21 protein-coding genes are annotated in these 19245 nt (G+C 65.5%); 6 read left to right on the plus strand and 15 right to left on the minus strand.

The features are described 5' to 3' along the window. Positions 1-88: 88 nt before the first annotated feature. Positions 89-1963, plus strand: coding sequence for a DEAD/DEAH box helicase (locus JFU57_RS05335; RefSeq protein WP_078473562.1), 1875 nt, complete (start codon positions 89-91; stop codon positions 1961-1963). Positions 1964-2124: 161 nt separating this feature from the next. On the opposite strand, the gene JFU57_RS05340 is transcribed toward JFU57_RS05335, so the two are convergent. Together JFU57_RS05340 and JFU57_RS05345 are read right to left on the minus strand one after the other, a co-directional pair. Then, positions 2125-2721 (minus strand): YceI family protein, encoded by a 597-nt coding sequence (locus tag JFU57_RS05340; RefSeq protein ID WP_020296208.1) that lies wholly within the window; start codon positions 2719-2721, stop codon positions 2125-2127. 31 nt (positions 2722-2752) lie between these two features. Then, positions 2753-3304 carry a cytochrome b gene (locus JFU57_RS05345; RefSeq protein ID WP_078473561.1) on the minus strand — a complete coding sequence of 184 codons (552 nt, stop codon included), beginning with the start codon at positions 3302-3304 and terminating at the stop codon, positions 2753-2755. A gap of 283 nt (positions 3305-3587) precedes the next feature. Here JFU57_RS05345 and JFU57_RS05350 point away from each other — a divergent pair, with 283 nt between their 5' ends. Beyond that, complete coding sequence (locus JFU57_RS05350) at positions 3588-4994, plus strand: adenosylmethionine--8-amino-7-oxononanoate transaminase (protein ID WP_078473560.1); 1407 nt, start codon at positions 3588-3590, stop codon at positions 4992-4994. A gap of 53 nt (positions 4995-5047) precedes the next feature. Further along, entirely contained in the window at positions 5048-5767 is a 720-nt protein-coding gene (locus JFU57_RS05355; RefSeq protein ID WP_078473559.1) for a 16S rRNA (uracil(1498)-N(3))-methyltransferase, read from the plus strand. A gap of 24 nt (positions 5768-5791) precedes the next feature. Here JFU57_RS05355 and JFU57_RS05360 read toward each other — a convergent pair whose 3' ends face one another. The 3 genes from JFU57_RS05360 to JFU57_RS05370 are packed head-to-tail and all read right to left on the minus strand — an operon-like array spanning position 5792 to position 8348. After that, positions 5792-6694, minus strand: coding sequence for a transporter substrate-binding domain-containing protein (locus JFU57_RS05360; RefSeq protein ID WP_201128386.1), 903 nt, complete (start codon positions 6692-6694; stop codon positions 5792-5794). A 27-nt stretch (positions 6695-6721) separates the two neighbouring features. Then, positions 6722-7072: a RidA family protein gene (locus tag JFU57_RS05365; RefSeq protein WP_201128387.1), complete on the minus strand. Its 351-nt coding sequence runs from the start codon at positions 7070-7072 to the stop codon at positions 6722-6724. Between the two features lie 34 nt (positions 7073-7106). After that, positions 7107-8348: a D-amino acid dehydrogenase gene (locus JFU57_RS05370; protein ID WP_201128388.1), complete on the minus strand. Its 1242-nt coding sequence runs from the start codon at positions 8346-8348 to the stop codon at positions 7107-7109. A 108-nt stretch (positions 8349-8456) separates the two neighbouring features. Here JFU57_RS05370 and JFU57_RS05375 point away from each other — a divergent pair, with 108 nt between their 5' ends. After that, positions 8457-9371, plus strand: a complete 915-nt coding sequence (locus JFU57_RS05375; protein ID WP_078473555.1) for a LysR family transcriptional regulator — start codon at positions 8457-8459, stop codon at positions 9369-9371. 23 nt (positions 9372-9394) lie between these two features. On the opposite strand, the gene trhA is transcribed toward JFU57_RS05375, so the two are convergent. Further along, positions 9395-10012, minus strand: coding sequence for a PAQR family membrane homeostasis protein TrhA (gene trhA / locus JFU57_RS05380; protein WP_020296200.1), 618 nt, complete (start codon positions 10010-10012; stop codon positions 9395-9397). Positions 10013-10166: 154 nt separating this feature from the next. On the opposite strand from trhA, the gene JFU57_RS05385 reads away from it, so the two are divergent. Beyond that, positions 10167-11087, plus strand: a complete 921-nt coding sequence (locus JFU57_RS05385; protein ID WP_078473554.1) for a LysR family transcriptional regulator — start codon at positions 10167-10169, stop codon at positions 11085-11087. Positions 11088-11150: 63 nt separating this feature from the next. Here the strand turns inward: JFU57_RS05385 and madM are convergent, their stop codons facing one another. From madM to mdcA, 9 genes are all read right to left on the minus strand, one after another. Beyond that, positions 11151-11915 (minus strand): malonate transporter subunit MadM, encoded by a 765-nt coding sequence (gene madM / locus JFU57_RS05390; RefSeq protein ID WP_201128390.1) that lies wholly within the window; start codon positions 11913-11915, stop codon positions 11151-11153. Between the two features lies 1 nt (position 11916). Then, positions 11917-12333 carry a malonate transporter subunit MadL gene (gene madL / locus JFU57_RS05395; protein WP_020296197.1) on the minus strand — a complete coding sequence of 139 codons (417 nt, stop codon included), beginning with the start codon at positions 12331-12333 and terminating at the stop codon, positions 11917-11919. A gap of 67 nt (positions 12334-12400) precedes the next feature. Beyond that, the gene (mdcH, locus tag JFU57_RS05400; RefSeq protein ID WP_078473552.1) at positions 12401-13336 is read right to left on the minus strand and encodes a malonate decarboxylase subunit epsilon; all 936 of its coding nucleotides are present in this window, start codon (positions 13334-13336) and stop codon (positions 12401-12403) included. Continuing rightward, positions 13333-13956, minus strand: coding sequence for a malonate decarboxylase holo-ACP synthase (locus JFU57_RS05405; RefSeq protein ID WP_342032563.1), 624 nt, complete (start codon positions 13954-13956; stop codon positions 13333-13335). Before JFU57_RS05405 ends, mdcH begins: the two co-directional genes overlap by 4 nt. Then, positions 13953-14756 (minus strand): biotin-independent malonate decarboxylase subunit gamma, encoded by an 804-nt coding sequence (gene mdcE, locus JFU57_RS05410; protein WP_201128394.1) that lies wholly within the window; start codon positions 14754-14756, stop codon positions 13953-13955. The genes JFU57_RS05405 and mdcE overlap by 4 nt, the downstream gene beginning before the upstream one ends. Beyond that, a complete protein-coding gene (locus JFU57_RS05415; protein WP_201128397.1) occupies positions 14753-15604 on the minus strand; it encodes a biotin-independent malonate decarboxylase subunit beta in 852 nt (283 codons plus the stop codon). Before JFU57_RS05415 ends, mdcE begins: the two co-directional genes overlap by 4 nt. After that, on the minus strand, positions 15597-15896 hold the full coding sequence (locus JFU57_RS05420) for a malonate decarboxylase subunit delta (RefSeq protein ID WP_078473548.1): 300 nt from the start codon (positions 15894-15896) through the stop codon (positions 15597-15599). Before JFU57_RS05420 ends, JFU57_RS05415 begins: the two co-directional genes overlap by 8 nt. Then, positions 15896-16771, minus strand: a complete 876-nt coding sequence (locus tag JFU57_RS05425) for a triphosphoribosyl-dephospho-CoA synthase (RefSeq protein ID WP_078473547.1) — start codon at positions 16769-16771, stop codon at positions 15896-15898. The genes JFU57_RS05420 and JFU57_RS05425 overlap by 1 nt, the downstream gene beginning before the upstream one ends. After that, a complete protein-coding gene (mdcA, locus tag JFU57_RS05430; RefSeq protein WP_078473546.1) occupies positions 16771-18447 on the minus strand; it encodes a malonate decarboxylase subunit alpha in 1677 nt (558 codons plus the stop codon). Before mdcA ends, JFU57_RS05425 begins: the two co-directional genes overlap by 1 nt. A gap of 223 nt (positions 18448-18670) precedes the next feature. Here mdcA and JFU57_RS05435 point away from each other — a divergent pair, with 223 nt between their 5' ends. Continuing rightward, positions 18671-19243 carry an NADAR family protein gene (locus JFU57_RS05435; RefSeq protein ID WP_201128399.1) on the plus strand — a complete coding sequence of 191 codons (573 nt, stop codon included), beginning with the start codon at positions 18671-18673 and terminating at the stop codon, positions 19241-19243. The last annotated feature ends 2 nt before the right edge of the window (positions 19244-19245 follow it).

Genomic DNA, 19245 nt, shown 5'->3' on the forward strand with positions numbered 1-19245 from the left:
ACCGGACGGGATTGCGTCCTCTTAAACGCCATTCGCGCCAGGCAAGACTATCCCTCTGGGCCAAGCCCTAACTAAAACAGGATTACTCATGTCCTTTGCTTCCCTCGGTCTCTCCGAGGCTTTAGTCGGCGCGATCGAAGCCGCCGGCTATACCCAGCCTACTCCGGTGCAACAGCGGGCCATTCCCGCCGTGTTGCAAGGTCGCGACTTGATGGTTGCGGCGCAGACAGGTACTGGTAAAACCGGCGGTTTCGCCCTTCCGATCCTAGAGCGGTTGTTTCCCAACGGTCACCCGGACAAATCCCAGCGTCACGGCCCGCGCCAACCGCGCGTCCTGGTCCTGACCCCAACCCGCGAACTGGCCGCCCAGGTGCATGAGAGCTTCAAGCTCTACGCCCGCGACCTGAAGTTCGTCAGCGCCTGCATCTTCGGCGGCGTCGGCATGAATCCACAGGTGCAAGCCATGGCCCGTGGGGTTGATGTGCTGGTTGCCTGCCCGGGCCGCCTGCTCGACCTGTGCGGTCAAGGCAGCGTCGACTTGTCCCACGTGGAAATCCTCGTGCTGGACGAAGCCGACCGCATGCTCGACATGGGCTTTGTGCACGACGTGAAGAAAGTCCTCGCGCGCCTGCCAGCCAAACGCCAGAACCTGCTGTTCTCCGCGACCTTCTCCAAGGACATCACGGACCTCGCCGGCAAGCTGCTGCACAACCCCGAGCGCATCGAAGTCACGCCGCCGAACACCACGGTCGAGCGCATCGAGCAACGGGTATTCCGCCTCGCCGCCAGCCACAAGCGCGCCCTGCTGGCGCACCTGATTACCGCCGGCGCCTGGGAACAGGTCCTGGTCTTCACCCGTACCAAGCATGGCGCCAACCGCCTGGCCGAGTACCTGGACAAACACGGCCTTAGCGCTGTCGCGATCCACGGTAACAAGAGCCAGAACGCCCGCACCAAAGCCCTGGCCGACTTCAAGGCCGGCGAAGTGCGGATCCTGGTTGCCACCGACATCGCCGCGCGCGGCCTGGATATCGACCAACTGCCACACGTGGTCAACTTCGAGCTGCCGAACGTCGACGAAGACTACGTGCACCGCATCGGCCGTACTGGCCGTGCCGGTCGTTCGGGCGAAGCGATTTCCCTGGTCGCCCCGGACGAAGAGAAACTGCTGAAAAGCATCGAGCGCATGACCAAGCAGAAAATCGCCGACGGCGACCTGATGGGTTTTGACGCCAGTGCCGTTGAAGCCGAAAAGCCTGAAGTGCGTGAACGTCCGGACGTGCGCAACCCGCGCAATGCCCGTGGCCCGCGTGGCGATGGCCCGAACGGCGGTGGCGGCGGCGGTGGCCGTAAAGACAAGGGCAAGGACAAGGGCGGCAAGGACAAACCTGCCGCTCGTGGCGACCGCCCGGCTCGCGAGCAGAAACCTCGCGAAGGCACCCCGGCCCGCGAACAGCGCCAGCCAACCCCACGTGCAGCCGCTGACCGCGCACCGGACGAGTTCCTGGACGACGATATCGATAACTTCGGTAACCGCGTCGACTACGTCCCGCAGCAGAAGCCGGCTCAAGGTCGCGGCCGCCGTCCAGGCGCCCCGGCACAAGGTGCAGGTGCAGGCGCCGGTGCAGCACCGCGCGGCGGCCAGCCGCAAGGTCGCCAGAACGGTCCGCGCAGCAGCAACGGCGCGACCACCGGCACCCCACCGGCCAAGCGCAACGGCCCACGCAACGGCGCTCCTCGTGATGGCCAGGCCCGTCGCGAAGAGTCGTCGCGCAATCGCCGCCCGGCTCGCTCCGATGACCAGCCGCGTCAGGAACCGGCCGTGCAGAACCCACGTGGCACTCAGCCGAAGATCATGCACAAGGAGTCGAAAAGCGATCGCTTCCCGACACCTGAGCAGCTCGATCAACTGCCGAGCCGCCCACGGGGTGAAAAACCGGCCCTGCTGACGCGTAATCGCTAAGCCGAGCCTGTAAAAAAAACGCCCCCGATCGCAAGATCGGGGGCGTTTTGCATGGGGCGCCGGTTACCGGCCAGGACCGCTAGGGGCACGGCCGACAATCGAAGATCGCCACACAGCAAAACGCCGACTCAAGGTCGGCGTTTTGTGACACGCGGCGAAAATTACTTCGCTTTCACACCTTCAAAAGTGATGTACAGCTCGACGTTGTTCGACGCCGGGCCCAGGTCCATCATCTTGCCGAAGTCCTGGCGGTTGAAGCTGGTGGTGCCTTCAAAGCCAGCACGGTAGCCGCCCCATGGATCCTTGCCTTCGCCCAGGAAAGTGGCCTTGACCACGACTGGCTTGGTCACGCCGTGCAGGGTCAGGTCGCCCGCGACGTCTGCGGTCAGCTTGCCGTCGGCGTTCTTGCCGGTTGGCTTGACGCTGGTGGAGACGAACTTGGCGTCGGCAAACTTGCCCACGTCCAGGAAGTCTTTGCTGGCGATGTGCTTGTCGCGCTCGGCGTGGTTGGTAAACACGCTGGCGGTACGCACATTGACTTCAATCTTGGCGTCTTCCGGCTTGGCGGCATCGAAGCTGAACTTGCCGTCCAGGTCCTTGAAGGTACCGGTGATGTAGCTGTAGCCCAGGTGGCTGATCTTGAAGTCGATGAAAGCGTGCTGGCCTTCCTTGTCGATCACGTAGTCAGCAGCCATCACCTGACCGGCCGACAGCAGGGCGGAACCGATGGCCAGAGCGGCGAGAGTCTTTTTCAACATGCTTCTATTCCTTTTGAGTCGAGGTTGAACATCAGGCTTTGCGCCCCAGCATACGAACCAGGGTCGCATCACGATCGATAAAGTGGTGTTTCAGAGCGGCCAGGCCATGCAGCCCGGCGAAAATCACGACCATCCAGGCCAGGTACAGATGCACCTCGCCTGCCACATCTGCCTGGTCCGGTAGCCCGGAAAGCAGTGCGGGTACTTCAAACAGGCCGAACACCGGGATCCCGACACCGTCTGCGGTGGAAATCAGGTAACCGGCAATCATCACAGCGAACAGACTGAGATAAAGGAATGCATGACCGAACTTGGCCCCCAGGCGAGTCAGGCGCCCGTGGTTGGCCGGCGCCGGCGGCGGTGGGCTGATAAAGCGCCAGAGCACCCGCAGCAGCATGATGGCGAAGAGGCTCAGGCCAATGCTTTTGTGCAGGTCCGGTGCGTCTTTGCGCCAGGTGCTGTAGTAGTCGAGGCCGACCATCCACAGGCCCAGGGCGAACAAGCCGAACACCACCAGGGCCACGCCCCAGTGCAGAACAATGCTTACCCAACCGTAGCGCGAAGAGGAATTACGTAGCTGCATGACTTGAATCCTGTAAGAACTGCTGCCCAAGACTATCGATTTACCTATCGAATTAAAGCGGAAAATTTCGCTTTGAAATATCGAGAAATATGATCTGAAGGGTATGCACAGTACGTTAACGATGGATTAAGGACTATCCCCAAAAAACGTGACAGACCGTCCTGCGTTTACTGCCAATTTGCCCTTCAGAACTTCAATGGGTTGTGACACAGCCCGGCATTGCATAGGCTTGCGCGACTGTTTTGCCTGCGCCCGCCGCAGGACCGCTTCGAGGAGATAAACGATGGGCCTGAACAACCAGTGGATGCAACGCGACCTCGCGGTCCTGTGGCACCCCTGCACCCAGATGAAAGACCACGAGCAGCTGCCGTTGATTCCCATCAAGCGCGGCGAAGGCGTCTGGCTCGAAGACTTCGAAGGCAAGCGTTACCTGGACGCGGTCAGTTCCTGGTGGGTCAACGTGTTCGGCCACGCCAACCCGCGCATCAACCAGCGCATCAAGGATCAGGTCGATCAACTGGAACACGTGATTCTCGCCGGGTTCAGCCATCAGCCGGTGATTGAGCTGTCCGAGCGCCTGATCAAGCTCACCCCCGAAGGCCTGACCCGCTGTTTCTATGCCGACAACGGTTCGTCGTGCATCGAAGTGGCGCTGAAGATGAGCTTTCACTACTGGCTCAACCGCGGCGCACCGGCCAAGAAGCGCTTCGTCACCCTGACCAACAGCTACCACGGCGAAACCATGGCCGCGATGTCGGTGGGCGATGTGCCGCTGTTCACCGAAACCTACAAGGCCCTGCTGCTGGACACCCTCAAGGTGCCGAGCCCCGATTGCTACCTGCGCCCCGAAGGCGTGAGCTGGGAGGAGCACTCGCGCACGATGTTCGCCGCCATGGAGCAAACCCTGGCCGAGCATCACGCCAGCGTTGCCGCGGTGATCGTCGAGCCGCTGATCCAGGGCGCCGGCGGCATGCGCATGTACCACCCGGTGTACCTGACCCTGTTGCGCGAGGCCTGCGACCGCTACGGGGTGCACCTGATCCTCGATGAAATCGCCGTCGGCTTCGGCCGCACCGGGACCATGTTCGCCTGCGAACAAGCCGGGATCCGCCCGGACTTCCTGTGCCTGTCCAAGGCCCTGACTGGCGGCTACCTGCCACTGGCGGCCTGCGTGACCACCGACGAGGTCTACAGCGCCTTCTACGACGACTACCCGACCCTGCGCGCCTTCCTGCATTCCCACAGTTACACCGGCAACCCGCTGGCGTGCGCGGCGGCCCTGGCGACCCTGGATATCTTCGAAGAAGACAACGTCATCGAAAACAACCAGGCCCTGGCCCAGCGCATGGCCAGTGCCACCGCGCACCTGGTGGATCACCCCCATGTGGCGGAGGTGCGCCAGACCGGCATGGTGCTGGCTATCGAGATGGTCCAGGACAAGGCCAGCAAGACCGCCTACCCGTGGCAGGAACGCCGTGGCCTGAAGGTGTTCCAGCACGCCCTGGAGCGCGGCGCGCTGCTGCGGCCCCTGGGCAGCGTGGTGTATTTCCTGCCGCCCTATGTGATCACCCCCGAGCAGATCGACTTCCTCGCCGAAGTGGCCAGCGAAGGCATCGATATCGCCACCCGCGACACCTTGAGCGTCGCGGTGCCGGAAAACTTCCATCCGGGCTTTCGCGATCCGGGCTAGCAGGTCACTCAGCGAAACGCCGTTCACCGATTCATCTTCAACAGAGACCCCCCATGAGATTGTCCCGCTTCTTTATCGACGCCCCCCTGAGCCTCGGCGAACACCCACTGCCCGAGGCCCAGGCCCACTACATCGGGCGCGTGCTGCGCATGGCCGAGGGCGATGCGCTGCAAGTGTTCGACGGTTCGGGGATGGAGTTTCGTGGCACCTTGCTGGAAGTCGGCAAGAAGCGCGTGACGGTGCGTCTCGATGAAAGCTTCGCCGGGCAGGTTGAATCACCGTTGCAGATCCACCTCGGCCAGGGCCTGTCCCGGGGCGAGCGCATGGACTGGGCGATCCAGAAAGCCACCGAGCTTGGGGTCAGTGAAATCACCCCGATCTTCAGTGAGCGCTGCGAAGTGCGGCTCAAGGACGAACGCGCCGATAAACGCCTGATGCATTGGCGCCAGGTGGCAATCAGCGCCTGCGAGCAATGCGGCCGTTCTCGGGTGCCGGTGATTCACCCGCCGCTGCTGCTGGCGGACTGGATCAAGCAGACCCAGGCCGAGCTGAAGCTGGTGTTGCACCCGGTGGCAGAGCCGCTGGTAAGCCATGCCAAGCCGGCCAGCCTGGCATTCCTGATCGGCCCTGAAGGCGGCCTGTCCGACGCCGAGGTCGAGCAGGCCCACGGCGCAGGCTTTCTGCCGGCACGCCTGGGGCCAAGGGTCCTGCGCACCGAAACCGCACCGGTGGTGGCCCTGGCCGTGGCCCAGCAGCTGTGGGGCGACTTCTAGAACCCTGGCCGGCCAGCCCTGGCGCTATTCCACCGGGTCGCTGACCGGTTTGGCGATGATCGCCTTGAGTTCGCTGGTCATGGGGAACTCCAGGTTCAGGCCCTTGGGCGGAATCGGCTGCTGGAACCAGCGCTGGTAGATGCCGTTGATTTCCCCCGAGCGGTACAGGTCGCCCAAGGCGGCATTGACCAGGGCCAGGAACTGCGGATCGTCCTTGCGCACCATGCAGCTGTAGATCTCCCGCGACTGCTCTTCGCCCACCACCACCCATTTGTGCGGGTCGTGGGCCTTGGCCCGTTCCCCGTAGAGCAAGGCGTCATCCATGTAGAAAGCGGCGGCGCGGCCGGTCTGCAACATCTGGAAGGCCTCGCCGTGGTCCTTGGCACTGATCACGAACATGTCGATCTTGTGCTCGACGTTATAGCTCTTGAGAAAGCGCTCATTGGTGGTACCCGCGGTGGTCACCACATTCTTGCCCCGCAGGTCGGCGAAGCGCTGGATGCCGCTGTCCCGGGCCGTCAGCAACTGGCCTTTGACGTAGATGAACCCATAGGAAAACGCCACCTGCTTCTGCCGCTCGGCGGTGACCCCGGTGGAACCGCACTCCAGGTCCACAGTGCCGTTCTGCACCAGGGGGATGCGCGTCTGCGACGTCACCAGGTTGTACTTGACCGCCAGTTTCGGCAGGGCCAATTGCTGCTGAATGCGCTCGACGATCTTGCTCGCCAGGTCCACCGAATAGCCCATCGGCTTGCCGCTGTTATCCCCCACATAGGAGAACGGCACTGACGCATCGCGATAGCCCAGGGTGATGCTGGCGCTGTTGGCGATCTTGCCCAGGGTCCCGCCGGGCGGCGCTTCGCCGGCCTGGAGCTGGGTGCTGAGGAGCAGGCCCAGGGTGCAGCCAAGCAACGTGATTTTTTGCATTGTTATTCTCCGTTGTGGGTCATGGGGTCAGCGCCGGGCGGCGATGACGGTGATTTCCACCCGCACCTGGGGCCGTGCCAGTTCGGCCTGGACGGTGGTGCGGGTCGGCGCCTGGCCCGGCGTCAGCCAGGCCGACCAGGCCTCGTTCATGGCGGCAAAATCCTCGCCGATGTCCTTGAGGTAGATGGTCGCGCTGAGCAGGTGATCCTTGTCGCTGCCCGCCTCGGCCAGCAAGACGTCGATCTTCTCCAGCACTTCGCGGGTCTGAGCGCCGACCTCGGTCGCCGCGCCCGGCACCTGGCCGGACAGAAACACCAGGTCGGCGAAGGTCACGGCGCCGCTGAGGCGCGGGTTGCTGCTGATGCGGTTGATGCTCATGGGCCATTCCTTGTGCGGGGTCTTCGGTCAGGGGTCAAGCGGCGCGGGGCGCAAGGCCCTGCATATCGATAGCGGTAGGTCGCTGGCCCAGCAGCTCGCCCAACAGGCGCCCGCTGCCACAGGCCAGGGTAAAACCAAGCGCGCCATGGCCGAGGTTGAGCCACAGGTTGCGGTAGGCCGTGGCCCCAATCAGCGGCACCCCGCTGGGGGTGGCCGGGCGCATGCCCGCCCATTCAATGGCCGCGGCGTAATCGCCGGCGTCGGCAAAGGTTTCCCCTGCCTGGCGGCGCATCAGGGCCAGGCGCTTGGGGTCGAGCGTCGGGTCGAAACCGACAATGTCGACCATCGCCGCCACCCGCAACTGCTGGCCGATCCGTGCATAGACGATCTTGCGGTTGTAATCGGTGATGCTGATCTGCGGCGCCTGGTGCTGCTCGCCAATCGGCACGCTGAGGCTGTAGCCCTTGAGCGGGTACAGCGGCAGTTTCAGGCCCGGCAGCGCCAGCTCGGCACTGCGGTGGCCGGCGGCGAGCACCAGTTGCTCGACCGCCAGGGTCTCGTGCCCCAGCTCGATGGCCTGCACCGTGCCGGCACTGTGACGGATCCCGGTCACGCTGCGCCCCAGCAGGAACTCGCAGCGCCCCGAGGCCTGGAGCCGCGCCACCAGTTGCTGGCAGAAGGCGTGGCAGTCAGCCACTTCTTCATCCGGGGTGAAGATACCGCCGACAAAGGGTGCGTCCTGCAGCGTCGGCTCAAGCTGTGCGCACTCGGCGTGGGACAACACCTGCTGTTGGCGGCTGTCCGCCAGATGGCGCCGGGCGTGCTCGAAGCTGCCCGGCTGGCGAAAGGTCACCAACTTGCCATTGCGCCGCCAGTCGAAGCTGTCCAGCCCATCCTCGTCGCGCCAGGCCTGCAAGGTGGCCTGGCTGAGCAATGCCAGGCGCAGCAAGTGGCCGGCGTTGCGCTGGTTGACCGAGCTGCGGCAAGCGCCGAGGAACCCCAGCAACCAGCGCCATTGCGCCGGGTCCAGGCGTGGACGCAGCTTCAATGGCGAGTCGCCGCGCAGCATCCAGCCCAGGGCTTGCCAGGGCACCCCGGCATCGGCCAGCGGCGCCACATAGCGGTAGGACAACTGGCCGCCATTAGCGAAGCTGGTCTGACTGGCGAACGACTGCTGCGCCTCCACCAGGGTCACTTCAAAGCCCTCGCGGACCAGGGCATAGGCACTGGCCAGGCCGATCACGCCACCGCCGACGATGCAAACCCGCTGCGTCATATCAGTCCTTAACCTGTTTATTGAACGGCCTTCAGGTTAGGAGCAGGTGACAGGCGCCGAACAATGAATAAAGATCGACCACCCATAAACAAAGGTTATGGACTTGCCATGCGACTGCGACACATCGAAATCTTCCAGGCCATCCGCCAGACCGGCTCGGTCAGCGGCGCCGCGCAACTGCTCCACGTCTCGCAACCGGCGGTGACCAAGGTCCTGCAACACGCCGAGTTGCAACTGGGTTTCCCACTGTTTCTGCGGGTACGCGGCAAGCTCCAGGCCACGCCGGAGGCCCTGGAACTGGAGCGTGAAGTGGACAAGGTCAGCGAGAGCCTGCAAGGCGTGCGGCGCCTGGCGCAGAGCCTGCGCCGCAAGCCGGGCCATAGCCTGCGGATCGGCGCGACCCCGGCCCTGGCCCTGTCGTTGCTGCCGCCGGCGATCAGCGAGTGGACCCGGCGCTACCCGGAGTTGGTCTGCGAGCTGTCCAGCGCCCACAGCCGCGAGTTGGTGCAGAACCTGTTGATGCGCGAGATCGACGTCGCCCTGACCCTGCAACGCCCGGATCACCCGGGGCTGGCGGCCCAGGCCCTGGCCCAGGGGGTGCTGGTGGCTCTGGCGCCACGGGACTATTGGCCGGCTGCCGCCAGGGGTACGCCATTGGCGCTGATGGAACTGGCGGGGGCGCCGTTGATCGGCCTGTCCAGCGCCGACCCGTTGTCGGCCCGGCTCGACAGCTACCTGGAGGCGGTGCAGCCGGCGCCACGGGTGAGCATTGCGGTGCAGACCTATTCCCTGGCCCGGGCCATGGTCGAATCCGGCGCCGGGCTGGCGGTGATCGACCCCTTCACCGCCCTCGGCGCCTCGACCGCCAGCACCGAGATCCGTCCCCTGACGCCCCCGCTGCCGATCACCCTGTATGCCGTGACCCGCACCAGCGAACCGCAACCCCATACCCTGGGCAGCCTGCTGGACATTTTCAGCCACCGCGCCCAGGAGCAATTGAACCGGCTGTTGCAGCACGCCTAGGCGCGTTAACGGCCAATGAAGCCCTAGAGCACGTAGAACAGAATCGCCACGAAATGCAGCAGGCTGCCGCCGATCACGAACAGGTGCCAGATGCCATGGGCGTGGCGCAGGCGGCTGTCGAGGGCGAAGAAGATGATGCCCACGGTGTACAGCACCCCGCCCGAGGCCAGCCAGGCGAAGCCGGTCGAGCCCAGGGCCGCCAGCAACGGCTTCACCGCCACCAGCACGATCCAGCCCATCACGGCGTAGATCACGATCGACAGGATCCGCGCCTCGGAGCGCGGCTTGATCTCTTGCAGGATGCCGATCAGCGCCAGCCCCCAGACAATCCCGAACAGGGTCCAGCCCCAGGGTCCTCGCAGGGTCACCAGGCAGAACGGCGTGTAGCTGCCGGCGATCAGCAGGTAGATCGAAAAGTGATCGAGCTTCTGCATGATGCTTTTCTTCGGCCCGCGCACGCTGTGGTACACGGTGGAGACGCTGTACAGCACCAGCAAGGTGAACCCGTAGATCGCCACGCTGACGATCTTCCAGGGGTTACCGTCAAGGCTGGCCAGGACCACCAGCCACACGCCCCCGATACACGCCGCGACCGCACCCAGCAAATGGGTCCAGGCGTTGAATTTTTCCCCGTGATACATGTGTCACTTTCCCTCAAGCGGTTACAACAGGACGCAAGGCTCAGGCCTGGAGCCTGAAAGCGCAACATTACCCACACTAGATGGGGCAAAAAAAGCTCCAGCCAAGGCCCTGTTCGTCGGGCACAATCTTGCCCATCGAACAAGAGTGGCCGCCATGCTGATCGACGAAGAGTTGACCCTGAAAAAGCTCGAAGTGTTTCTCGCCTTCATGCGCACCGGCAACCTGACCCGGGCTGCGGCCGAGTTGCACACCAGCAATGTCAGCGTGCATCGGGCCATCCATTCCCTGGAAAGTGCCCTGCGCTGCCCGCTGTTCAAGCACGAGGGGCGTAACCTGACGCCGCTGGAAAGCGCCTATGTCCTCGAGGAACGGGCGCAAAAGCTGATTGGCGACGTGGTCGAAAGCGTGCGCCTGACCCGTGAAGCCGCCGGGTTCTCCGCCGAACGCTTCAAGCTCGGCTCCCTGTATTCGCTGACGGTGAAGACCGTACCGCAGTTGATCATGGGCCTGAAGATCCGCCGCAGCGAACTCAATATCGACCTGATCCTGGGGTCCAATATCGACCTGCTGTACAAGCTCAAGAACATGGAAGTCGACGCGATCCTGGTGTCCCTGGATGACAGCATCAGCGACCCGGACTGCGAGCAGATCCCGCTGTTTTCCGACGATATCTTTCTCGCCACCCCCGCCGATTCGCCCTTCGCCCAGCAGGCGGAAGTCGACCTCAGCGATGTGCGCGACGCTACCTTCATTACCCTGACCCAGGGTTTCGCCACGCACCAGGACGGGGTCCGGGTGTTCAAGCAGGCGGGGTTCGAACCGAAGGTGGCGATGCAGGTCAACGACATCTTCACCCTGCTGAGCATGGTCAGTTCAGGGGTGGGTTATGCCTTGCTGCCGGGAAGAATTGCCGCGGTGTATGAGAACCGGGTCAAGCTGATCCCGCTGCAAGCGCGTTATCGCCTGCAACAGCATATCGGCGTGGTGTTTCTCAAGGCCAAGGAGCGTGATCCGAACCTGCTGGCGCTGCTGGCCGAGTGCCGGATGTACGCCAATCGCCAGGCCGCGTCCTGACGCCCGTGGCCGGCCGCCCCTCGCGGGAGTCGGCCGGCCATAGCCGCAAGCGTCAGTCGGGAGTTACCCCACCAGGCCGCGCACGATGAAGTACAGCAGCGACGGCCCCAGCAGGCAGCCGAGCCCGGTGTGGAAGGTCGCGGTCAGGGCACCGTAGGGCACCAGCCGCCGATCGGTCGCCGCCAGCCCGGCCGTCACGCCGCTGACGGTGCCGGCCAGGCCACCGAAAACCATTGCCGAGCGCGGGTTGTCCAGGCCCATCCAACGTGCGGCCATCGGCGTGCCGACCATCACCAGGATGGCCTTAATCAGGCCGGTGGCAATCGACAGCGCCATCACATCGGAGGTTGCGCCGATCGCCGCCCCGGTCACCGGGCCGACAATGTAGGTCACCGCCCCGGCACCGATGGTGGTCATGCTCACCGCATCGCGATAACCGAAGACCCAGGCCATGCCCGCGCCGACGATAAACGGCAGGACCGTGCCCAGCAGCAGGGCGATGACCCCGATCAAGCCGGCTTTGCGCGCCTCGGTGGCCTGGACCTCGAAGGCCGTGGCGACAATGGCGAAATCCCGCAGCATGGCGCCGCCCATCAGGCCGATGCCGGAGAACAGCGCCAGGTCCGCCAGGCCCTTCTGCCCACCGGTGATAGTGCCGCCGACCCAGGCCAGTACCAGGCCGATGACAATCGCAATCGCCGAACCGTGGATGCGGCCGAACGTCAGACGCTTGGACAGCAGCACCGACAGCCACATGATCACGCCGACAAAGGCGAAGGCTGTGATCAGCCCGTTGTGTTCCAGGCCCTTTTCAATGAGATCCCACATATCAGCGCCCCCCTGCCGCAGCGGCACCGGGCGCCAGCTCGACCGGTTCATCCGGCAGCGGCTCGCCCTTGTTGGTGCGACTGATCAAGGCAATGGTGCACCCGCAGAGCACCACCGAACCGATGGCCGCCAGCACTGCCACCGGACCGCCGTGCAAGGCGGTCACCACGTTTTGCTGGGCCGCCATGGCCACCACCACCGGAATGTACATGGCGCCCCAGAAGCCGACGCCCATCTCGCAGTCCTTGGTCATGCCGCCGCGCTTGTGCATCCACAAACGCGCGCAGATCAGCAGGATCATGGCAATCCCGACCCCGCCCACATTGGACTTCACACCCAACAGCACACCGAGCATGTCACCGATAATCACCCCGGCCAGGGTACAGATCGCCAACAGCGCCACACCGTAAATAATCATTGTTGTAGTCCTCAAAGTGCATCGTCGAAGTTGTTGTTTTTGTGCTTCGCCAGCTTGAGTCGGGGCTCTATCGGTCGCGGCGTACCTCCTCATGCAACAGCGCCTGCAGGGTGTCCAGGCGCGCACCGTCGTAGGCGATCACGCTGCCCTGTTCGAACACCCGGCGCGCCAGCCCGGTCAACACCGCACCAGGCGGCAGTTCGATCTGTAGCCGCACGCCGCGCTCATACGCGCCTTGCACGGTGCCGCGCCAATCCACCACCCGGCACATGTTGAACGCCAGGTCGTCGCGCAGTTGTTCCACCTGGCGCAGCGGCCGCGCCCGGCTGCTGCTCAGGTAACCCAGGCGTGGCGCCTGCATCGGCACCTGGGCAAAGGCCTCGGCCAGCGCCTGGGCCGGTTGCGCCAGCAACGGGCAGTGGGACGGCACGCTGACCGCCAGGCGCTTGGCCACGCCCACCCCGCAACCGCGGGCCAGCTCGGCCACCCGCAGCATCGCGGCGTCGCTGCCGGCGATCACCAGTTGGCTGTCGGCGTTGATATTGGCCAGGTACACCGGTGCCTGCTCGCAGTGGACCTGGGCCAGCAAGGCCTCCACCGTGGCCAGTTGCAGACCGATGATCGCCGTCATCCCATAACCCTCGGGGTAGGCACGCTGCATCAGCTCGCCCCGCAGGCTCACCAGGCGCAACGCATCGGCAAATTCCAGGGCCCCGGCCACCACCGCCGCCGGATAGGCGCCGATGGACAGCCCGGCCACGTACTCCGGCGCCGGTGCCTGCTCCAGCAGCAGTCGGGCACTGGCAACGCCGGCGATCAGCAAACACAGTTGCACGGCCCGGGTATTGGCCAGGGCGGCGGGGGAGTCCAGGGTCAGCGGATCCTCGCCCAGCACCTGCGCCGCCTCTTGCAGGCAGGCCTGCACCAGCGGGTTGGGCGGCAGGCGCTGCAACATGCCCGGCTGCTGCGCGCCCTGGCCCGGAAACACCAGCAGGCTGCTCACGCCACCTGCTCCAGGGCCTGCCACGGGTTCTCGACCAGCCGTGCACCCGCCGCGCATTTGAGCAATACACGCCGGGCGCCGGCAGCCCATTCGCGCAGGGCCAGTGCGCCGTTGGGGGTCTGTAATTGCAGATCCACCGGGCATGGCGCGCTGTCCAGCAACGCCAGCAGGTGCCGGGCCTGGGCCCGGGGCAGAGGTTCGGCGCTGCGCGCAATCAGGTCCAGGTCACTGCCCTGGTGCAGCGCTGCCACACCGCTGGCCAGTTCAAACCCGGCGCTGCCGCTGACGCCCCACACCAGGCCGCACGCGTCCAACTGCGGGCGCAACAGGGCCAGGGCCCGCAACGCCGGCCAGGGCTGATCCGACTCCACTGCGCACAGGGCTTCGGGCGTGACGCAACGGCTGATGGAGGCCAGCGCCATCAGGGTCGGATAACGCTGCTCGCGCAGGCGCCCGCGCACGCCCACCGCCACCTGCCCCGGCGCGGTCAACGCCCGGCGCACCACCACCGGCTGGCCGTCGGCCATGGCCGCCACCACCCAGGCTGGCGCATCGCCCGGCAATTGCGCAGGCGTCAGGCCCCAGAGCAGGTCATGGGGCTGGGGTGGCAAGCGGCTCACCACTGTTCTCGCAACAGCTGGCGCACCCGGCTCGACGCTACCCGATTGCTCGCGCCCAACCGCCCGCTCAGGTCATGCCCGGTGGCGCGCACATCGGCTATCGCCTGCACCAGGCACTCGTTGACCCGCGCCAGGTCATGGGCCGTGGGTTGTTCGATCTGAGTCACCGACAGGGTTTCCCAGAGCAGGCCCAGGCTGGCAAAGCTGTCGATGTCATAGGCCATCGGCGGCACGCTGGCGGCCAGGGCTTCCAGTTCCTCGACGCTGCGCAGGGTCACCCGCGCCGCCGAAGCCTTGCCCATGGCATGCACCATCACCCCCGGGTCACGCAGGGCGATCAGGCGGTTGGCCTGGTAGCCGTGGGCCAGAAAAGCCCCGGACATGGCCTTGCCCACCAGCAGGGCAATCACCGGGTGCCCGGCCAGCCGCGCCCGGGCATAACTGTCGGCCGCCCCGGCCAGCGCCTGGTGAATGCCCAGTGCTTCTTCACGGCGACCGTAGGCTTGGCTCGGCACATCGACGATGGCGATCAGGGGACGTTTTTCGGTGTGCGCGGCATCGGCCGCGATCACGTCATCCACCACCCGAGCCAGGCCCCAACCTTCCAGCAACCCGACTTCGCCGTTGCGGGCCCGGGGGAAGCGGTTGTCCGGGTCGGCCACCACGGCGATAAAACGCACCGCTTGCCCGGCCAGGTGGCCGTCCGCGACATTCAACGATGCCGGCACATCAGTGACGGGCGTGGCGCCGGCACTCAGGGCCTGAAACCAGTGCCAGCCGCGCAGGGAATAAGCACTCATGAGCGGTCTCCTTGATACAGGTCGCGAACCGTCGCCGGTTCGATTTGCGGCGCGGTATCCAGCCGCGCCAGGCAGCCCAGGTAATGTTCGGCCTGGCGGCTGCGCTGCTGCGCCGGCAACCCCAGGGCCAACAGTTCACCGACCTGCTGCTGGATCTGCGCCACATCGTCGGCCACATACCGATCCACCAGGCCACTGGCAAAGCGCTGTTCGCCGCCGGTCAGGCTCCAGATAAACGGCCGGTCGCGGGAGTCGTACTCCTCAAGGCCGGCTTCCTGCTCGATCACTTGCGGGCCGTTGAGCCCGAGCCGCGCTTCCTGGGTCACCAGCAGGTAACTGCACAGGCCGGCGGCAATCGACATCCCGCCAAAACAGCCAACGCTGCCGGCCACCACGCCGATCACCGGCTGGTACTGGCGCAGGTCGACAATCGCCGCGTGGATATCGGCAATCGCCGCCAGCCCCAGGTTGGCTTCCTGCAGGCGCACGCCGCCGGTTTCCAGGAGCAAGACGGCGCGAGTGGCAATGCCGTTGCGGTTGTCCTCGGCGGCCAGTTCCAGGGCGCCGGCGATCTTCGCCCCGCCCACTTCACCCAGGCTGCCGCCCTGGAACGCGCCTTCGATGGCGGCAATCACCACCGGCAGGCCGTTGATGCTGCCCTTGGCGATCACCACCCCGTCGTCGGCCTGGGGCACCACGCCCTGGCGGACGAGCCAGGGCGACATGACCCGCTGGAAAGGGTCGAGCAACTCGCGAAAGCTGCCGGCATCGAGCAAGGCCCTGGCCCGCTGGCGAGCGCCGAGTTCGACGAAGCTGTGCTTGTGCAACAGGCGGTCGCTGTCAGTCATGGCCGATCTCCTCGAAGCCCTGTTCCAGGCGCAGGCGCACCACGCCCGGCGTGGCGCCGAAATCATGAATATCGATGGCCAGCGCCGGCGGCACCTGGCCGTCGAAGAGGCGCTCGAACAGATGCTGCCAGCGCGCCCCGCTGCCATTCACCGAGGTCTGCACCTGGATCGTCAGCTTGCCGGCCGGGCCGGGTTCGAGCAGCACTTCCAGGTCGCCCGAGCCGACACAGCCCACCAGCGCCCGACCGCGAGCCGGTGGCCCTGCGGGAAATTCAAAAGACAAGGTTTCCATCACACTGCTCCCTGGATAAAGGCGTCGCCGGACTCGATCCGGTCGAGCAACAGGCAGGCTGCGAGGAGGTCCGCAGCGCCGCCGGGCGAGGCATTCAAGGCCAATAACTGTTGGTCCAGCTCATGCAGGCGGCGACGCCCGGCCAGGCTCGCACTGCCACCGGCCTCGAGCACCGCCCGCGCGCCCCGCTGCATGGCCTGCAAGCCCTGCTCGCCGGCGCGGTACAGCACGCAGGTGTCGACCAGGGTGGTCATGATGGCGAGCAAGGCATCGAGCCGGGCGTTCTGCTCGCCATGGCCCTGGGCGCGACTGCGCTGAAGCTGCGGCAAGCCGTGTTGCAGCACCGCCGGGAACCCCAACTGCGCCTGTTCGCGGGCACCGAGTGCGCCGTAGCGCTGAGCCACCTGGGCGCCATGGCTGAGGGCACGCGGGGCATGGCGATCATCGAGCAACGCCAGGCGTGCGGCGCGAACGGCCAGGCTGCCGGCGCGGTTGGCCTGAGGCTCCAGCGCCGCAGCCGCCACCAGCAGGCCCAGGGCCCAGATCGCCCCACGATGGGTATTGACCCCGCCGGTGGTGACCAGCATCGCCGCTTCGCCTTCACGGCCGATGCGGCCCAGGGCTTCGCGCAATGGCAAACCGATCGCGCCGAGTTCAATGGCGGCGTCGGCCATGGCCTTGAACGCCGGCCACAGGGACAGGGCCGAGGCGTGCATCAGCCCCAGGTGCAGGTCGCTGTGGGCACCGTTGCCACGACGATCCACCAACGCCGGCTTGGGCGACAGGTCGGCCTCGTCGATCAGTGCGTCGACCGCCAGGTCCGCCAGGCGCTCGGCCAGGCTCAGGGGTTTCGCGTGCAGATTGAATGCGTGCATTACCAGCTCCTGAACTTGGCGGGCGGGTGGTACAGGCCACCCGACCACTCCACCAGATCGGCGACGCTTTTCGCCGCGAGCAACTCGCGACTGGCATCGGTACGGCGAATGCCGAGGTCTTCGGGCAAGGCGATCAAGCCTTCACGGCGCATGCGCGCGGTGTCTTTGGGGTTGTGTCGCAGGCCGATGACGGTGACCCCGGCCACGGCGGCGATCATGGCCTGGCGCTCTTCCAGGGAGCGGGCCTTGTACAGGTAGGCGATGCCTTCCTCGGTCAGCAGGTGGGTGACGTCGTCGCCGTAGATCATGATCGGCGCCAGGGGCATGCCGCTCTTGCGCGCCACTTCCACCGCGTCCAGGGTCTCGACGAAGGTCGGTTTGCCGCCTTCCTGGAAGGTCTCGACCATCTGCACCACCAGCTTCTTGCCGCGTTCGAGCATGGCCTGGGGCGCGTCGCTCTGATCGACGCGCATATCCAGCCAGGCCGGGGTGCCGTGGCGTCGGCCGCGGGGGTCGTGGCCCATGTTCGGGGCCCCGCCGAAACCGGCCAGGCGCCCGCGGGTCACGGTGGAAGAATGGCCGTCGCCGTCCACCTGCAAGGTGGCGCCGATAAACAGGTCCACCGCGTACTGCCCGGCCAGTTGGCAGAACATCCGGTTGGAGCGCAGGGAACCGTCGCGGCCGGTGAAGAACACGTCCGGGCGCGCGGCGATGTAGTGCTCCATGCCCAACTCGGTGCCGAAGCAGTGCACGCTTTCCACCCAGCCACTTTCAATGGCCGGGATCAGGGTCGGATGGGGGTTGAGGGTCCAGTTGCGGCAGATCTTGCCCTTGAGCCCCAGGGATTCACCGTAGGTGGGCAGGATCAGCTCGATGGCCGCGGTGTTGAAACCGATGCCGTGGTTCAGCGACTGCACATTGTGTTTTTCGTAGATGCCGCGGATCGCCATCATCGCCATCAGCACGTGCACCGGCTTGATATGCCGTGGGTCGCGGGTAAACAGCGGCTCGATGTAGAACGGCTTGTCGGCCACCACCACGAAATCCACCCAGGACGCCGGGATGTCCACTCGCGGCAACTCGCTGACGTCATCCACCAACTGGTTGACCTGGACGATCACGATGCCGTCGCTGAAGGCTGCCGGCTCGATCAGCGCCGGGGTGTCCTCGGTGCTCGGGCCGGTGTAGATATTGCCGGCGCGGTCGGCCATGAAGCCGGCCGAGAGCACCACGTTGGGAATCAGGTCCACCACCAGCCGTGCATAAAGCTCGATGTAGGTATGGATCGCGCCGACTTCCAGCAGCCCGTCTTCGAGCAACTGGCTGATGCGCAGGCTCTGGGTACCGGCAAAGGAAAAGTCCAGCTTGCGCGCGATGCCGCGCTCGAACAGGTCCAGGTGCTCGGAACGGCCGACGCTGGGCATGATCATGTGCAAGTCGTGGAGCTTGGCCGGGTCGGCCTTGGCCAGTGAGCGCGACAGGAAGTCCGCCTGCTTCTGGTTGTTGCCCTCCAGCACCACCCGGTCCCCGGGCAGGATCAACGCCTCCAGGGCCGCCACGATCTTGTCGGTGGGCAACACCACACCATCGGCCAGGGCCCGCACCTGCTCGAGGCGCCGCTGCTTTTCGCTGCGCCGCCGCGTCCAGCGCGAGTCGGGGGATATTATTGTTGTCATGCTCACTCCACGGGTTCGCTGTCGTGGAGCCACCTTAGGAGGCAATGCCCGGGGCATCAATCAAGCCCAGCGGCGGATCGTTACGCTCAGGGTAATGATTCAAGCCGCAGCCATGGAGGCAGTGCCTGCACCGCCGATGTTGGAGTACCCTGCCACCCCACCACAGCTGCATCCCGAATCACCCGGCCGATGAATGGCCGGCATCGACGTGACGAGAACTCTCATGGCAAAAACCGCATTCCCTCCTGTGCGCTCGGTCGAGCAGTTGCTGGGGCAACTCCAGCAGGGCTTCAAGCCCGAGTACCTGATGTTCTGGGGCCACCAGCCGGCGCGGGATGGCCGTGTCACCCAGAGCTGCTTCAGCCAGTGGTTCCCCACGCCGTTCGAGGTCGACGGGGTGAGTTACGCCAGCGCCGAGCATTACATGATGGCGGGCAAAGCCCGTCTGTTCGATGACGCCCAGACCCTGGAGCGGATCCTCGTCGCGGCAACCCCGGCCGATGCCAAGCAATTGGGGCGTCAGGTGCAGGGGTTTGACGGGGCGCAGTGGGACGCGGCGTGCTTCGATATCGTGGTGCGCGGCAACCTGGCCAAGTTCAGCCAGCACCCGGCACTGGCTGAGTTCCTGCTGGCCACTGGCGAGCAGGTGCTGGTGGAAGCCAGCCCGGTGGACCGCATCTGGGGCATCGGCCTGGCCGCCGAGGACAAGAAAGCCTCGCAGCCGGAGAAATGGCGCGGGCTCAATCTGCTGGGGTTTGCCCTGATGGAAGTGCGCAGCGCCCTGCTTGCCGGCTAAGC

The sequence above is a fragment of the Pseudomonas sp. TH07 genome (genome assembly GCF_016651285.1).
Lineage (GTDB): Bacteria > Pseudomonadota > Gammaproteobacteria > Pseudomonadales > Pseudomonadaceae > Aquipseudomonas.

Excerpts from the sequence above, each read along its gene's own strand:
- JFU57_RS05355 (WP_078473559.1), top strand. The coding sequence starts at position 5,048 with ATGAGATTGTCCCGCTTCTTTATCGACGCCCCCCTGAGCCTCGGCGAA.
- JFU57_RS05365 (WP_201128387.1), bottom strand. The coding sequence starts at position 7,072 with ATGAGCATCAACCGCATCAGCAGCAACCCGCGCCTCAGCGGCGCCGTG.
- madL (WP_020296197.1), bottom strand. The coding sequence starts at position 12,333 with ATGATTATTTACGGTGTGGCGCTGTTGGCGATCTGTACCCTGGCCGGG.
- JFU57_RS05385 (WP_078473554.1), top strand. The coding sequence starts at position 10,167 with ATGCTGATCGACGAAGAGTTGACCCTGAAAAAGCTCGAAGTGTTTCTC.
- JFU57_RS05335 (WP_078473562.1), top strand. The coding sequence starts at position 89 with ATGTCCTTTGCTTCCCTCGGTCTCTCCGAGGCTTTAGTCGGCGCGATC.
- JFU57_RS05340 (WP_020296208.1), bottom strand. The coding sequence starts at position 2,721 with ATGTTGAAAAAGACTCTCGCCGCTCTGGCCATCGGTTCCGCCCTGCTG.
- JFU57_RS05375 (WP_078473555.1), top strand. The coding sequence starts at position 8,457 with ATGCGACTGCGACACATCGAAATCTTCCAGGCCATCCGCCAGACCGGC.
- JFU57_RS05370 (WP_201128388.1), bottom strand. The coding sequence starts at position 8,348 with ATGACGCAGCGGGTTTGCATCGTCGGCGGTGGCGTGATCGGCCTGGCC.
- JFU57_RS05420 (WP_078473548.1), bottom strand. The coding sequence starts at position 15,896 with ATGGAAACCTTGTCTTTTGAATTTCCCGCAGGGCCACCGGCTCGCGGT.
- trhA (WP_020296200.1), bottom strand. The coding sequence starts at position 10,012 with ATGTATCACGGGGAAAAATTCAACGCCTGGACCCATTTGCTGGGTGCG.
- JFU57_RS05360 (WP_201128386.1), bottom strand. The coding sequence starts at position 6,694 with ATGCAAAAAATCACGTTGCTTGGCTGCACCCTGGGCCTGCTCCTCAGC.
- JFU57_RS05415 (WP_201128397.1), bottom strand. The coding sequence starts at position 15,604 with ATGACTGACAGCGACCGCCTGTTGCACAAGCACAGCTTCGTCGAACTC.
- madM (WP_201128390.1), bottom strand. The coding sequence starts at position 11,915 with ATGTGGGATCTCATTGAAAAGGGCCTGGAACACAACGGGCTGATCACA.
- JFU57_RS05350 (WP_078473560.1), top strand. The coding sequence starts at position 3,588 with ATGGGCCTGAACAACCAGTGGATGCAACGCGACCTCGCGGTCCTGTGG.
- JFU57_RS05345 (WP_078473561.1), bottom strand. The coding sequence starts at position 3,304 with ATGCAGCTACGTAATTCCTCTTCGCGCTACGGTTGGGTAAGCATTGTT.
- JFU57_RS05435 (WP_201128399.1), top strand. The coding sequence starts at position 18,671 with ATGGCAAAAACCGCATTCCCTCCTGTGCGCTCGGTCGAGCAGTTGCTG.
- mdcA (WP_078473546.1), bottom strand. The coding sequence starts at position 18,447 with ATGACAACAATAATATCCCCCGACTCGCGCTGGACGCGGCGGCGCAGC.
- mdcE (WP_201128394.1), bottom strand. The coding sequence starts at position 14,756 with ATGAGTGCTTATTCCCTGCGCGGCTGGCACTGGTTTCAGGCCCTGAGT.
- JFU57_RS05425 (WP_078473547.1), bottom strand. The coding sequence starts at position 16,771 with ATGCACGCATTCAATCTGCACGCGAAACCCCTGAGCCTGGCCGAGCGC.